General features: G+C 72.1%; 12 protein-coding genes. 4 read left to right on the forward strand and 8 right to left on the reverse strand.

Going from position 1 to position 14,011, the window contains the following annotated elements:
- Window positions 1-30: 30 nt before the first annotated feature.
- Window positions 31-726, forward strand: coding sequence for a TetR/AcrR family transcriptional regulator (locus tag QSK39_RS14275; protein WP_285478210.1), 696 nt, complete (start codon window positions 31-33; stop codon window positions 724-726).
- 270 nt (window positions 727-996) lie between these two features.
- Window positions 997-3,219, forward strand: a complete 2,223-nt coding sequence (locus tag QSK39_RS14280; protein ID WP_285478211.1) for a glycoside hydrolase family 15 protein — start codon at window positions 997-999, stop codon at window positions 3,217-3,219.
- Here the strand turns inward: QSK39_RS14280 and QSK39_RS14285 are convergent.
- The 5 genes from QSK39_RS14285 to QSK39_RS14305 form a co-directional block, all read right to left on the reverse strand.
- Window positions 3,207-4,076, reverse strand: coding sequence for a hypothetical protein (locus QSK39_RS14285; protein ID WP_285478212.1), 870 nt, complete (start codon window positions 4,074-4,076; stop codon window positions 3,207-3,209). The two genes, QSK39_RS14280 and QSK39_RS14285, sit on opposite strands and share 13 nt — an antisense overlap.
- Window positions 4,073-5,398 carry a hypothetical protein gene (locus QSK39_RS14290; RefSeq protein WP_285478213.1) on the reverse strand — a complete coding sequence of 442 codons (1,326 nt, stop codon included), beginning with the start codon at window positions 5,396-5,398 and terminating at the stop codon, window positions 4,073-4,075. Before QSK39_RS14290 ends, QSK39_RS14285 begins: the two co-directional genes overlap by 4 nt.
- Window positions 5,391-5,696 (reverse strand): DUF6403 family protein, encoded by a 306-nt coding sequence (locus QSK39_RS14295; RefSeq protein ID WP_285478214.1) that lies wholly within the window; start codon window positions 5,694-5,696, stop codon window positions 5,391-5,393. Before QSK39_RS14295 ends, QSK39_RS14290 begins: the two co-directional genes overlap by 8 nt.
- 163 nt (window positions 5,697-5,859) lie before the next feature.
- A complete protein-coding gene (locus tag QSK39_RS14300) occupies window positions 5,860-6,729 on the reverse strand; it encodes an NAD(+)/NADH kinase (protein ID WP_285478215.1) in 870 nt (289 codons plus the stop codon).
- The gene (locus QSK39_RS14305) at window positions 6,726-7,727 is read right to left on the reverse strand and encodes an SPFH domain-containing protein (protein WP_285478216.1); all 1,002 of its coding nucleotides are present in this window, start codon (window positions 7,725-7,727) and stop codon (window positions 6,726-6,728) included. Before QSK39_RS14305 ends, QSK39_RS14300 begins: the two co-directional genes overlap by 4 nt.
- Window positions 7,728-7,810: 83 nt before the next feature.
- On the opposite strand from QSK39_RS14305, the gene QSK39_RS14310 reads away from it, so the two are divergent.
- Window positions 7,811-8,488 (forward strand): NUDIX hydrolase, encoded by a 678-nt coding sequence (locus QSK39_RS14310; protein ID WP_285478217.1) that lies wholly within the window; start codon window positions 7,811-7,813, stop codon window positions 8,486-8,488.
- Window positions 8,489-8,557: 69 nt separating this feature from the next.
- Here the strand turns inward: QSK39_RS14310 and QSK39_RS14315 are convergent, their stop codons facing one another.
- A complete protein-coding gene (locus QSK39_RS14315) occupies window positions 8,558-9,691 on the reverse strand; it encodes an FAD-dependent monooxygenase (protein WP_285478218.1) in 1,134 nt (377 codons plus the stop codon).
- A gap of 88 nt (window positions 9,692-9,779) precedes the next feature.
- On the opposite strand from QSK39_RS14315, the gene QSK39_RS14320 reads away from it, so the two are divergent.
- Window positions 9,780-10,487, forward strand: coding sequence for a TetR family transcriptional regulator (locus tag QSK39_RS14320; RefSeq protein ID WP_285478219.1), 708 nt, complete (start codon window positions 9,780-9,782; stop codon window positions 10,485-10,487).
- 19 nt (window positions 10,488-10,506) lie between these two features.
- On the opposite strand, the gene QSK39_RS14325 is transcribed toward QSK39_RS14320, so the two are convergent.
- Both QSK39_RS14325 and QSK39_RS14330 read right to left on the reverse strand, forming a co-directional pair.
- A complete protein-coding gene (locus QSK39_RS14325) occupies window positions 10,507-11,100 on the reverse strand; it encodes a hypothetical protein (RefSeq protein ID WP_285478220.1) in 594 nt (197 codons plus the stop codon).
- A gap of 68 nt (window positions 11,101-11,168) precedes the next feature.
- Window positions 11,169-14,006 (reverse strand): glycoside hydrolase family 2 TIM barrel-domain containing protein, encoded by a 2,838-nt coding sequence (locus QSK39_RS14330; protein ID WP_285478221.1) that lies wholly within the window; start codon window positions 14,004-14,006, stop codon window positions 11,169-11,171.
- Window positions 14,007-14,011: the final 5 nt, after the last annotated feature.

Raw genomic sequence — 14,011 nt, forward strand, 5'->3', positions numbered from 1 at the left:
TGCTACCGAGGATTTGTTATCATCGGAACCATGGCGACGAAGACGGCATCGGACACCCGCGAGCGCATCCTCGAAGCGGCAGCAGCGCTGCTGGTGGCAGAGGGACGCGACGGTCTGTCGACCCGCGCGGTGAGCGCAGCGGCGGGCGTCCAGCCACCGGCGCTGTACCGGCTGTTCGGAGACAAGGACGGCCTACTCGACGCGGTCGCGGCGTACGGATTCGACGAGTACCTGACGAGCAAGCGCGCCCTGGGGTCAACGGGCGACGCGGTAGAGGACCTCCGCCGCGGCTGGGACCTGCACATCGAGTTCGGGCTATCGCGCCCAGAGTTCTACGTGCTGATGTACGGCGACGCGCGCCCAGGCCGCACATCCCCGGCAGCCCGCGAGGCGGAGTCGATGCTGCGAAGCATCGTCGAGCGAGTGGCAGAGGCCGGCCGCCTGCGGGTGAGCGTCGAGCGCGCGGCGCGCCTGGTGTACGCAACGGGCATGGGCGTGGTGCTATCGCTGATCGCAACGCCGGAGGCAGAGCGCGACGCGGAGCTGTCGGCAACAGCCCGCGAGACGGTATTGAGCCGCATTCTCACCGGCACCGAGGGGTCGGCCGGATCCGACCTGCCGGAGCGCGCGATCGCGTTGCGCGCGGGTCTCGACGGCGCGGAGGTGCTGTCCAAGGCCGAGCGGGTACTACTCGCGGAGTGGCTGGACCGCATCGCCGACGCGTAGACGAACCGGCCCCGAAGGGGCTGGAACCCAGACCCCCCGCAACCCCGATCCGAAGCCAGAACACGGCCGGCGGCACCGGGTCAAGGCATCTTTCCCGCCTTGACGCGGTGCTGTCGGCCGTAGTCACAATCAGGCGTCGGGGTGGCGGAGAGCGAGAAACAAACAGGCCTGAATCGATCCAGCCCGATCGGACATTGCTTGTCACAGCCCCAACCCCCAATATGTTGCGACCCGCAACATATTAACGACATCGCCGTCGAAGGGGTCTCGATGATCAGGTGGAAAGCGATCCTGGCCTGCGCAGGAGCAGGACTCCTCCTAACCGGAGCACTACCCGGCACAGCACAGGCAACGGGCACGGCAACGGACTGCTGCGGCAGCGGAGCATCCTGGGCAACGGGCAACAAGTCAGCCCTGGGAACCTCGACGACAACAACCAGCCCGGTGTGGTTCACGGTCGCCGACGGAGTCACATCGGAGGTCTTCTACCCCCGAGCCGACATCCCGAACATGCAGGACATGCAGTTCGTGGTCACGGACGGCAGCACCTTCGTAGACCTGGAGCGCGACGCCACGAACCACGTCGTGATCATGCCCGACGAGAAGGCCCTGCAGTACACGGTCACCAACACGGCGAAGAGCGGGAAGTACCGCATCACAACGGACTACGTAACCGACCCGGCCCGCGCGACACTCATCCGGAACACCCGTTTCCAGTCCCTCGACGGCGGAAGCTACCGCCTCTACCTCCTGGCCAACCCGTCGATGGCCGGCGGCGGCGCAAACGACAACGCCTGGTGGGACGGCAGCGGCCTCGTCTCCAGCGGAACCGAGACCCTGTTCGGCGGCACCGCCACGACGGTCGTCTCAGCGTTGCGCGTCTCGACCGGCTTCACCGCACACGACAACGGCTACAGCGGAGCGGCCAGCGACTGCCTGGTAGACCTGCGCGCCGACAAGACCCTGAACAACCAGTTCGACAACATCTCCGGCACCGGCAACGTGGTCCAGTGTGGACAGATCCCGGTCGGCACCGACACGACGTTCACCGTCGCACTCGGCTACGGCAGCACCGCGGCCGCCGCCACATCCGCCGCAAGCGGTTCGCTGAGCAGCGGGTTCTCCGCCGTGGCAACGTCCTACCGCACCGGCTGGAACTCTTACGTGGGCGGCCTGAAACCCGCACCCGCCAGCGTTTCCGGGGACACGCAACGCCGTCGCGCCTACTACGTCGCGGCGATGGCGCTCAAGACCGCCGAGGACAAGCAGCACCCCGGCGCGAGCGTCGCGGGCCTGGCGACCCCGTGGGGCAACTTCACCAACGGCGACCAGCTCAACGACGGCTACCACCGCGTCTGGGGCCGCGACCTCTACCAGCAGGCGACCGGCCTGCTGGCCGCCGGAGACAGCGCGCAGGCCAAGCGGATGGCCCAGTTCCTGTGGAACTCCCAGTGGATCGGCAGCCCGACCGCGGGCGACGGCATGATGTACCCGGCGGGTTCCTTCCCGCGCTACAGCCCGGTTTCCGGTGTCGCCGGCGCGAGCGCCCAGCAGCTCGGCTGCTGCGAACAGCTCGACCAGGACGCCGACGCGATCCTGCTGGCCTGGCTGACCGGCCTCACCGACGCCTCGACCTACGCCAAGGTCAAGACGACGGCGAACCACATCGTCGCGACGGGCCCGGACACCACCGAGCGCTGGGAGGAGCAGTACGGCAAGTCGCCGTCGTCAGTCGCCGCCGAGATCGCCGGCCTGATCGCCGCGGGCGCCCTCGCCCGGGCCAACGGCGACACCGCGAGCGCGACGTCGTGGGAGTCCACAGCGGACTCCTGGCGCAATTCCCTGGCGGGCTGGACGGTCACGACGTCCGGCTACTGGGGCGGCCACACCTACTACGAGCGGCTCGACCGCGCCGGGAACCCGAACGACGGCGCGACGATCTGCTTCGACGAAGGCTGCTTCTACGAACACGACGTGACCGACTTCGGGTTCCTCGACCTGGTGCGGCTCGGCATCCGCCCGGCCGGCGACACGACGATCGCGAACTCGGTCGCGCCGACCGCGGCGGCGTCCGACGGCAATGCGGCGATGCAGGTGACGCTGCCGAACGGCGACGTCTACTTCCACCGCTACCCGCACGACAACTACGGCGAGAACACGTCGACCTGCACCGGCTGGCCTGCGGGCGGCAGCCAGCGGTTCGGGCGGCTCTGGCCGGTGCTGTCGGGGGAGCGCGGCCAGTACGAACTGGCCAACGGCCGCTCGGCCGCGGTGTACCTCAAGTCCATGGCGGACTCGGCCAACGACGGCTACTTCGTGCCCGAGCAGGTCTGGGACCGCGCCGACGTCGGCTGCTTCGGACTGGGCCGCCCGACGGGCAGTGCGGGTCCGCTGATGTGGGCCGAGGGCCAGTACCTGCGGCTCGCGCAGAGCATGGACGCGGGCTACAACCTCGACACGCCGTCGATCGTGAAGTCCCGCTACGGCACCTGAGCGGCCAGGCCCCGGGCCCGGGTCAGCAGCTTCTCGACCCGGGCCCGCAGCTCCGGGGTGTCGCGGCCGAGGTCCGGCAGCAACTTCGCGTAGTCCGCCACGAGACTCCGGTAGCTCCGGGCGAACTTGCTCGTGCCCTTCTGCTTGGCGTAGCGCTGGTCCAGGTCGATGATCGCCTGGGCCAGCACGGCCGCGGCCGCCGCCAGCTCGGTCCGCTCGTCGGCTTCCGCGTCCCGGCGTTCGCGCCGTGCCAGCGACGTCCGGGTGGCCCGGCGCGAGACGAGGTACAGCGCCAGGGAGCCCAGGACGACCGTGCCGACCGCGGCCGCGGCAATCAGGTACCGCGGCAGCGACGGGCTGACCGTGCGGCCGCCGTCGGGGATCGCGCCGGAGCGCACCAGCAGGTCGTAGTTGACGACCATCACCTTCAGCGCGTCCACCGGGCGGTCGGTGAAGGCGTCGATGCCGTTACCGATCATCGACTCCGCGACGAACGCCTTGCCGAAGTTCTCGTCGTCGCTCCCGGGCAGCCGGGAACAGCCGTACTTCTTGAAGTCGTCGCCGTCACGGCTGAGCATCACGGCGAGGGTGCCGTCGACCGCACCGCCCAGGCTGTCGCACGCGTCGCTGAGGTCCGCGCCCGGCTCGAGGAATCCGACCACCAGCCGCCGGTTGCCGATCACACGTTCCGCGGCCGGCTGGTCGAGCGTGACCCCGGGCGCGACGTACACCGACGCCGACCGGAGCTGCCGGGCGACCGCGCCGTCGAACACGCCCGCCGACCACACCGCCCAGCCCGCCAGCACGAGGCAGCCGAGCACCGCGACCCCGAACGCGGAGCGGAAGAACCGGTTCACGCGAGCCTCCCCTGCAGGAACTCGGCGGGCCGGTACTCGGGGCGGCCCAGCAGCCCGGCGGTGGTGTCCAAATCGGACTCGGCCGCGTCGAGCAGGCCGTGGACGTGCTTGTCCGGCAGCTTCTCGGTGAACGCCTCCCGGGCCGCCGTCAGCCGGGTGATCCCGCGGGTCAGGGCCGCGGCCGACGCGCCGTCGGTCAGCCCCGAGATCTCGACGGCGAGCGCGGTCAGCCCGGCCAGGCGCGCCGGCACACCCGTCCCGGCGGGCCGGCCCGGGCGCACCACGCGGCGAGCCGACAGCACGAGGAACCCGGCCGCGCAGGCGGCGAACAGCCACGGCAGCGCGGGCAGCGCGACCCGGAGCGGGTCGAACGGGGTGTAGGGCAGCGGGCGGTCGAACAGCCCGGCGTAGCGGATGGCCGTGACCCGGTCGAGCCACGCGCCCAGGACGTTGCGCTGCGGGTAGGCGTACGTGCTGAGCCGGTCCGCGAACTGGCCGTAGAAGCTCGCCGTCGCGATGTCCGCGAATGCGGCGGCCGACGGCCCGTCGTACTCCACCCATTGGCCGTACATCGCGACGATCGGGCGGCCGGGGAACTCCTTCGCCAGCGCCGGTCCGAAGTGGACCAGCGGCTGCCCGGCCGGCTGTTGCGGCAGCGCGACGTACAGCGGCTGGGCGCCGGGGAACGCGGCCGTCGTCGCCGGCGTGTCCTTCAGCGTCGCTCCCGGGGCGATGAACCGGCCGGTGCTGCGCAGCTGGGCGGTGACCTCGGCCAGCTCGGCGGCGGTCGGGTCGCGCCGGGCGAGAGCGGGCTGGTCCGGCGGCTCGGGCTGGTGGTTCAGGTGGGCGATCAGCGTGGTCAGCGACTCGGTGACGTCGCCGGTGGCGAACTGGTGGATCCACTCGCTCCCGCGGTCGGCCGAGGCCTGCAGGATCCCGCCGCTGACCTCGGTGCCGACGACGCGGACGGTCGCGGCGTCGACCTCGTGCACCCGCTGCCCGTCTTCCTTCTTCAAGCCGGGTGGCGCGACGAGGATCCGGTACTCGGTGCCGCCGGCCGCGGCTTTCACGGCCTGGTCGTCCCAGGTTGCGATCGAGCCGGGGAGCCGCACGACGGGAGCGGCCTCGACCATCGCGGTCATCTGCTCGGTCGAAGGGACGCTCGCGCCGCTCAGCTCGCCGGCCGAACCTTCGGGGATCGGGTCTTTCGCCGCCGGCGCCTGGCCGTAGCTGACCTGGGTGCTCTGCTGCTGCACGAGGAGGAACGTCACCAGCACGGCGGCGGCCGCGGCGAGCAGGACCCAGCGAATCCGGTCAACCACGGGCGGCCGCCTGCCAGAGGGCGTCGGCGCGGCGCGCGTGCTGCTCGGCGGTGTGCGCCGCTCGTTCGCCGCCGTGCGCGGCGGCGATGGTCTCCGCCCGGGTCAGCAGCTGCTCGGCTTCGGGCAGGGGAGCGTCCGCCGCGTCCCGGCTGACGCCGGCGCTGTCGATCGCCGCCCGCGCGGCCGACCAGGCGGTCCGCCGGCGCAGGTCCCGATTCCGCCACCAGGGCAGGGCGACGACCCCGGCCCCGGCGGCCGCGATCACCACCGCGCCGAGCACCCACACGAGCCACGTCATCCCGGTCACCTTCGCACTTCGATCTTCGGCGAGGACGTCATTCTGACCGCCCGGGCCCGCGAATGTGACAACGTTGCCGCATTGTGTCCCAGTCGAACACCGGACCAAGTGGACAGTCCGGGACGGGCCCGGCACGCCCCCTCGGTGTGCCGGACCCGGCTCGTCACCGGACCAGGTGGACCGTCTTCGCGGCGGGGACGAATGTCGCCGTCTGGCCACGGGTGAGGGCGACCTTGTCGGCTTCGAGGCCGTCGCCGAACGCGACCAGGCGGTCGGACTCCACTTCGATCGTCAGCGGCGCCGACGTCAGCTCCCCTTCGGTGCACGTGGTCCCGGTCGTCGGCGACGGCCACGCCTCGCGCACGAACCAGACCAGCCGGGCCTCGCCGGGCGCGGGCAGCCGGAGGCCGCTCCCGCGTTCCCGCCACACCGAGCCGCACCAGCCGGTCGCGCCGGTGCCGGTCCCGACCAGGATCCCCGACGACGCCTGACGCTCCGCCGGCCCGCCACCGACCCCCAGCCGGTAGCGGGCGGTCTGGTGCCCGGCGTGGCCCAGGTAGATCTCGTTGAGCGCCAGCAGCCGCTGGCCGTCGTCCGCGGTGAGCTCGGCCATCGTGCGGTGCTCGACGTCGCCGGTGGACCGCACGAGGTCCGCGACGGCGGCCGGCGGGTGGCGCACCAGGACCCCGGGCGCGCCGGGCGTCACGCCGATCACCGGCTGGCCGTCGAGGTACTTCGCGACGTTGGCGATCAGCCCGTCCTGGCCGACCACCACGACGACGTCTTCGGGGGTGAACAGGAACCGGTCGAGGTCCGCCCGCTCGACCTCGCCGCGGCGCCAGTCGAGCGGGATCGCGGCGGAGGCCGCGGTGAGTGCCGCGCGCACGGCGGCGTCCGCCTCGGTCACTTCGGCCAGGTCACGGCCGCGCGTGCGCAGGAAGAACTCAGCCTGGCCGCGCGTGCCGTGCCGGGCGAGCAGCTCGTCGAGTTCGGTGCGCCGGTGCACCAGCACGACGCGCGGGGCGAGGCTCACGACCGCACGCCCAGCTTCGTCAGCAGCGGCGTGAGCAGGTCCGGCGTCAGCACCAGGGTGTCGATCTCCGGCAGGTTCCCGGCCAGTTCCTTCAACGCCAGCCCGGTGAGCACGCCCTCGGGCAGGTCGCGGTACGCCGCCAGCCGGGCGGCTTCACCCGCCGCCTCCGCTTCGCCGAGCGCCCGCTTGCCTTCGGCTTCCACGAGCGTCAGGCGCTCCTTGCGCGACGCCTGCGCCTCGGTCTCGATCCGGTTCGCCGCCGCTGCTTCCTCGGCCTGGCGCCGGGCGTTGGCCCCGCGCTGGGCCACCAGCTGCTCCTCGCGACGAGCCAGCTCGATCTGGCTCTGCAGCTCGTTTTCCCCGATCGCGCGTTCGCGTTCGACGGCCAGCGCACGGCGTTCGAAGGTCGCCCGGTCGGCCTCCTGCTGCACCTTCTCCCGCGCGGTCGTCTGCAGTGCCTTCTCGACCTCCGGCTCGGCCCGGATGGCGACGACGCGGACGTCGACGACGGCCGAGCCGGTCTGCGCGAGCCGGGTGTCCTCCTCGGCGAGCCCGGCGCGGATCCGGTCGCGGACCGCCCGGACGCCGTCGACGAGCGCGGTCTCCAAGGGCGTGCGGGTCAGGACCTCGACGGCGTACTGCTGGACGTTCTCCGTCAGCAGCCCGCTGATCTGGGCGAGGGGATCGCTTCTCCAGCGCCCGGTGTCGGGGTCGATGGAGAAGTCGATCCGCTGCGCGGCCAGCGCCGGGTCCTCGATCCGGAACGTCAGCGCGAGCTGCACGGTGACGTCCTGGAAGTCGGCCGTGCGGGCGTGGAACAGCAGTGGCAGCTCGCGGTCGTCGACCGGGACCTCCGAGACGACCGCGGTCAGCGGCCGGTACCAGAACGACAGCCCGACGCCGTCGTGCGCGAGCTTGCCGCGGCGGTAGTGGCGGATGTGCACGGTGGGGGCGCCCCGCAGGTGCCGGAACCCGAAGCGGCGGTCGATGTCAGCCATGATCTCTCCTCTTATCGTCGAGGTGACGATATGCGGAGGCGACCCTAATCGTCAAGCTGACGATTACGAGGTAGGGTGGTGGCATGGGTCACCCGCCGTTCGCCGTCACCGTCGACCTCGTCGTACTCACCCTGACCGGGGACGAGCTGTGTGCCCTGGTCGTGCGCCGGGGCGTCGAGCCGTACGAGGGGGAGTGGGCGCTGCCCGGCGGGTTCGTCCGGGAGGACGAGGACCTCTCGGACGCGGCGCGCCGCGAGCTGGCGGAGGAGACCGGGCTGGCACCGGGGACCGTCCACATCGAACAGCTCGCCGGCTACGGCGCGCCCGATCGGGACCCGCGGATGCGGGTCGTGACGGTCGCGTACCTGGCGCTGGCGCCGGACCTGCCGACCCCGAGCGCGGGCACCGACGCGGCCGAAGCCCGCTGGACCCCGGTGCGGTCGCTGGGCGGCGAGCACCTGGCGTTCGACCACGACCGGATCCTCGCCGACGGCCTCGAGCGGGCCCGCGCGAAACTCGAGTACTCCCCGCTGGCGACGGCGTTCTGCGCCCCGGAGTTCACGGTCGCGGAGCTGCGGCGGGTGTACGAGCTGGTCTGGGACACGCGCCTGGACCCGCGCAACTTCCACCGCAAGGTGACCGGCGCGGAGGGACTGCTGGAGCCGACCGGCCGCACGACCACCCGCGACGGCGGCCGCCCGGCCCAGCTGTACCGGCGGGGGAAGGCCGAACTGCTCTACCCGCCGATGCTCCGCGCGTGACGCTCAGGCGAGGGCGCTGCCCGAGCTTGCCCGTTCGTGCTCGAGGTCTGTCCCGTCGCCTACGCCCGGCTAAGCGGCGCGGGCGGGCACCAGCCGTCGCGCGGCCGTGACCAGCGGGAGCAACCGCGTGCCGAAGTTGCGCACCGCGAGGCCGCCGCGCGTGGCCGGGATCAGCAGGGCCGCCGCCGTGGAAACGGTGCGCTGCTTGGGTTCCACCAGCTTCCGGTGGGCGCTCTCGTACCGACGGAACGCCGATGCCGCGTCATCCGGGGTGCGGCCCAGCTCTTCGGCCAGGGTGTACGCGCCCGCCATCGCCAGCGTCGAGCCGTCGCCGAAGAGGGACACGCACGACGCCGCGTCCCCGGCCAGCGCGATCCGGCCCGACGCCCAGCGGTCCATCCGCACGCGGCTCACCGAGTCCAGGTACAGGTCGTCCGCCTCGTGGACGCGCTCCAGCAATTCCGGTACGCGCCAGCCCGCGCCGTCGTACGCCTCGGCCAGCATCCGCTTGTGCAGCGCCGAATCCCGGTGGTCGAACCCCGGCACGGCGTCGCCGCGGAACATGAACGCCGCGATCCCGGTGCCGCGCGCCGGGTGGACCGCGACCGCCCGGCCCGGCGAGTTGTACATCACCAGTTCCGTGCGGTCGGCCGGCGGCTCGGCCAGCGGCAGTGTCGCGATGTAGACGCCCATGTGCTCGACGAACGCGTGCTCGAGCCCGAACGTCAGCCGCCGCACGGCCGAGTGCAGCCCGTCCGCGCCGATGACCAGGTCGAACCGCCGCGGAGCGCCTCGCTCGAACGTGACGTCGACGCCGCTCTCGTCCTGGTCGAGCCCGGTGATCGAGTCGTGGAAGACGAACTCGGTGTCTTCGCGGGCGGCGTCGTGCAGGATCCGCGCGAGGTCGGTGCGCGGCAGCTCGATGCCGTCGCCGCTCATCGCGACCCGGCCGGTCCGCCGCCCCGCGTCGTCGACGAACTTCAGCGACGTCACGGCGGTGCCCGCTTCGCGCAGGTCGGCGGTGATGCCCATCCGGTCGGCGACGAGCGCGGCCGGCCCGCGGACGTCCACCGGGCTGCCGCTCGAACGCAGCCCGGCGGCGCGCTCGACCACGGTCGGCCGGAAGCCCGCGCGGGCCAGCCAGTACGCCAGCGTCGGCCCGGCGACGCCCGCGCCGGAGATCAGTACGGTCTGCTCGGTCATGGTGCTACCCCCATCAAGGTCCTGACCATCGGTCAGTCCCGACCATACGCTCCTGTCCATCGGTCAGGAAAGCGGCTAGGCTCGGGCGATGACCGACGACACCCGCGCCCGGATCCTGCGGGCCGCGCTCGAGGAGTTCTCCGAGCGCGGCTTCCACGCGACGTCGGTGCGGGAGCTGGCCGAACGCGTCGGGGTCACGAAGACCGCGGTGCTGTACCACTTCCCTGGCAAGGCCGACATCGTGACGGCGCTGGCCGAACCGCTCCTGGACGGCCTCGAAGCGGCCATGACGAAGGCCGCCGACGCCGCCGACCCGCGCGCGGCGGCGATCGAAGGCCTCCTCGACGTGTGGCTCGACCACCGCTACCTGCTGCGCATGAACCTGCGCGACCTCGGGCTGACGGCGTCGAAGGCGGTGTTCGACCGCTTCCGCGACGGCATGCTCCAGGCAAACCACCTGGTCGCGGGCCCGGACGCGGACCTTGCCGGCCGCGTCCGCGCGGCCCAGGCGATCGCGATGCTCAGCGACCCGGTGGTCCTGTTCGCCGACGCCCCGGTGGACGAGCTGCGCACCACGGTCCTCGACGGCGTCGAGCGGCTGTTCGCCACGCCGGAACCCGAGGGCCGCCCCCGCACGCGCCGCGGCCGCCCGACGGTGATGAGCCCGGAGACGATCGAGGCGGCCCACCGCCTCTACGACGCAGGCCACGCCCCGGCCGACATCGCTACGGCGCTGGGGGTCTCCCGCGCCACGATCTACCGGCACCTACCCGGCCACCTACCCGGCGTCGAATAATGAGACGCATTAATGAGACTTATTGAGACTCGACCTCGATGGCCGGCAACTTCGCGAGCTGGGCGGCGGTCAGCTTCGACGCCGCCTCGAAGACCTTGGCCTGGTGTTCCTTGATGCGCTCGTCCACCAGACGGCTCAGCTCGAAGGCCAGCCGCCCGGTCTGCCGGACCGTGACGTCGTCCACCAGCGGCTGCACCGCCGACGTGATGACCACTCCCGAGGCTTCGCCGGCCGGGGATTGTGAGACGCCCACCGAGTACGTCTCGCGCGGGTTGACCGGCCCGTCGATCGAGAAGTCGCGGATCCGGCCGAGCAGCGCGTGCCACTCGGCGACCTCGCCCGGCACCTCCGTCGCCTTGACGTCGTCGAGTGTCAGGCCCATGCCGCGGTCGCCGGTGCGGAAACACCGGGCGTACGAGTTGAGCGCCGACACCCACAGCGCCTCGACGACCACCGCGTCCACCCGCGGGTGAGCCAGCTCCGTGACCAGCCGTTCGCAGCACTTGAGGGTGAACTGGAGGTCGTCGAAGATCGCGACGAGGTCGGCCAAGCCGAGCGCGCCGGGCGTGGTCAGCTGCCGGGCACTCGTCGGGGTCGTCGTGGAAGAGGTCATCCGGGACGCTCCTGTCCTGCGGCCGTGTGGACCCTCAACGACACCGCATCCGGGAGCGTCCCGGGGTCTCAATTTGCGACACCACCCGCCACGGGCCGCAGGACCAGCGTGAACGACGTCTTCTGCGGCACCAGCCGGTACCCCGGCAGCACCCCGGGCCCGCACGCCGCCGTCCCGAGGCCGTGCTGGGCGACGTCCAGCGTCAAGTGCACCAGCGCGCCGGACTTCAGCTCGTCCGTGTGCCGCGCCGCCTCCAGAGCCGCCGACGTCCAGCGGCGCGCCGTGAAGTCGAACGTCGGGTCGCCCTCGATGCGGAGGCCCGCGCCGGATGGGGTTGTGAAGCTCGCCCAGCGCGCGTCGATCCGGTTGCCGTTCTCCTGGGGGAAGACGTACGGCGTCTGCAGGCCGTCGACGCTGCTCGAAAACCGCCCGATCCGCGCGGCCTGGCGGCTGTCCGGGTACGCCTCGCCCGGGCCGCCGCCGAACCACTCCGCCGAGCCGAACGCGCCCGGGACCGCCATCGCCAGGCCGAGCCGGGGGAGCGTGTCCGGCACAGGACCGTCGGGGGTGACGTCCACGCGCAGCCGCAAGCCGCCGTCGAACGCCGTCCACGTGTAGTCCGCGAGCAGACCGAACGGCTGCGCCGGCGGGGCGACGCGCGTGCGCACCACCAGCTCGTCCCCGTCGGCGTCGACCGTGATCACGCGGTGCTGCATCCGGTGCAGCCCCGCGGCGAGCCACTGCGAAGCCTCGGACGGCCCGGGCGACGAGCCGCGGTCGTTGTCGGTGGTCGCGCGCCAGACATCCAGCCGCGGCCCCTGCACCGGGTGCCCGCCGAGTGTCGTCAGGGTGCCCGTCGCGGCGTCGAACTCGCCGGACCCGAGGATCAACTGCCCGGACGTGCGGAACACCGGCCCCCGGGTGGGCGGCAACTGCCGTGGGGGAGCCGCGGACACCGGCAGCTGTCCCCAGCCGACGACGTGCCCGGCGGGCGCCCAGGCCGTCGCCGAAGCCAGCGACGCCGAGATGGTCAGCCAGGACTCGCCGCTGGTGGTCGGCAGGGAGGGGAGCGCAACGGAAACACTCTGTCCGGAGTGGACTGTCGGGACCTCGAGGACACCGTCCGCGACGGCGATTCCCTCGTCCTCGAGCACCCAGGTGAACCTCAGGTGCCCGGTGTCGACGAAGTCGTGGTGGTTCTCTATCCGGACACCGGAGGGGTCCGAGGAGATCCGGACCGGCTCGATGATCTTCGCGAACTCCGTCAGCCCCGGCGACGGCGTCCGGTCCGGGAAGAGCAGGCCGTCGATGACGAAGTTGCCGTCGTGAAGCGACTCGCCGAAGTCGCCGCCGTAGGCGAAGTGGCCGGGCACGGCCAGACCGTGGTCGATCCACTCCCACACGAACCCGCCCTGGCAGTTCGGGTACCGCTCGAACAGCTCGCGGTACTCCAGCAGCCCGCCCGGCCCGTTGCCCATCGCGTGCGCGTACTCGCAGAGCACGAACGGCAGGTCGCGGCGGCGGGCGTTGTCGTCCTCGCGGCGCCCGATCCGCTCGACCTCGTCGGGTGACGCATACATGCGACTGTGGACGTCCACATAGGAGCAGTCGTGGTCGCCCTCGTAGTGCACTGGCCGCGTCGGGTCGCGGTGGCGCACCCACTCCGCCATCGTCGCCAGGTTCTCCCCGGTGTGGCTCTCATTGCCCAGCGACCAGACGATCACGCTGGGCCGGTTCTTGTCCCGCTCGACCGTTCGCCGCATCCGGTCGAGGTAGGCGTTCGTCCACATCGGCTCGGCGCTCGGGTTGCGGTCCCACCCGAGCGGTCCGAAGCCGTGGGTCTCCAGGTCGCACTCGTCGACCACCCACAGGCCGTACTCGTCGCACAGCTCGAGGAACGCCTGGTCCGGCGGGTAGTGGCTGGTCCGGACGGCGTTGACGTGGTGTCGCTTCATGAGCAGCACGTCGGCCAGCGCGGTCTCGCGCGAGACGACGCGCCCGGTGTGCGGGTCGTGCTCGTGCCGGTTCACCCCGCGCAGCAGTAGGCGCCGGCCGTTGACCTTGAGCTGCCCGTCCTCGATGGTCACCGTCCGGAAGCCGATCCGCACCGGCACCCGTTCGGCCACAGTGGACAGCGTCCCGTCGTACAGGCGCGGCGTCTCGGCGCTCCACGGCTCGACGGGCAGCTCCAGCGGCTCACCGGCCGGATGGCCCGCGACTCCCAGCGACGGGATGTCCAGCACGACGTCCGCGCCGGTCTCGACGCGGACGGTACCCAGCCCGGTCGTGTGGTCGTAGTCGGCGCGGACCCAGTAGTCGCCGATGCCGCCGGACGGCCGCGCCAGCAGCGTCACGGCCCGGAAGATCCCGGACAGCCACCACATGTCCTGGTCTTCGAGGTAGCTGCCGGCCGACCACTGGTGCACGCGGACGACGAGGATGTTGTCCCGTGGCTTCAGCAGCGGCCCGACCTCGAACTCCGACGGCAGCCGGCTGCCCTTCGTAACGCCGAGTTCGGTGCCGTTGAGCCAGATCCGGCCGCAGGAGTCGATGCCGTCGAAGCGCAGCAGCGCAGACCCGGGCGGCCATCCGGCGGGCAGGTCGAACCGCCGCCGGTGGTCGCCGGTCGGGTTCTCCGACGGCACGTGCGGCGGATCGACCGGAAACGGGTAGTGCACGTTCGTGTAGGCGGGCTCGCCGTGGCCGTGCAGCTGCCACAGCGACGGCACCGGCAGCTCGGCCCAGGTGGAGTCGTCGGCTTCGACCGGATCCGGGGCGGCCGCGAGGCTCGGCGAGAGCCGGAACCGCCAGGTGCCGTTCAGGGACAGCGACGGGGCGTCGGAGGTGAAGGCCGCGCGCGGGGGCACCGAACCGTGGCCGGGGCCCGGGTCTTCGACGTACGACATGGAGT

The organism is Amycolatopsis sp. NBRC 101858, from assembly GCF_030269325.1.
Classification (GTDB): Bacteria; Actinomycetota; Actinomycetes; order Mycobacteriales; family Pseudonocardiaceae; genus Amycolatopsis; species Amycolatopsis ponsaeliensis.

Coding starts and splice junctions, on each gene's coding strand:
- QSK39_RS14275 (WP_285478210.1), top strand. CDS start 31: ATGGCGACGAAGACGGCATCGGACACCCGCGAGCGCATCCTCGAAGCG.
- QSK39_RS14280 (WP_285478211.1), top strand. CDS start 997: ATGATCAGGTGGAAAGCGATCCTGGCCTGCGCAGGAGCAGGACTCCTC.
- QSK39_RS14295 (WP_285478214.1), bottom strand. CDS start 5,696: ATGACGTGGCTCGTGTGGGTGCTCGGCGCGGTGGTGATCGCGGCCGCC.
- QSK39_RS14305 (WP_285478216.1), bottom strand. CDS start 7,727: ATGGCTGACATCGACCGCCGCTTCGGGTTCCGGCACCTGCGGGGCGCC.
- QSK39_RS14310 (WP_285478217.1), top strand. CDS start 7,811: ATGGGTCACCCGCCGTTCGCCGTCACCGTCGACCTCGTCGTACTCACC.
- QSK39_RS14315 (WP_285478218.1), bottom strand. CDS start 9,691: ATGACCGAGCAGACCGTACTGATCTCCGGCGCGGGCGTCGCCGGGCCG.
- QSK39_RS14320 (WP_285478219.1), top strand. CDS start 9,780: ATGACCGACGACACCCGCGCCCGGATCCTGCGGGCCGCGCTCGAGGAG.
- QSK39_RS14325 (WP_285478220.1), bottom strand. CDS start 11,100: ATGACCTCTTCCACGACGACCCCGACGAGTGCCCGGCAGCTGACCACG.
- QSK39_RS14330 (WP_285478221.1), bottom strand. CDS start 14,006: ATGTCGTACGTCGAAGACCCGGGCCCCGGCCACGGTTCGGTGCCCCCG.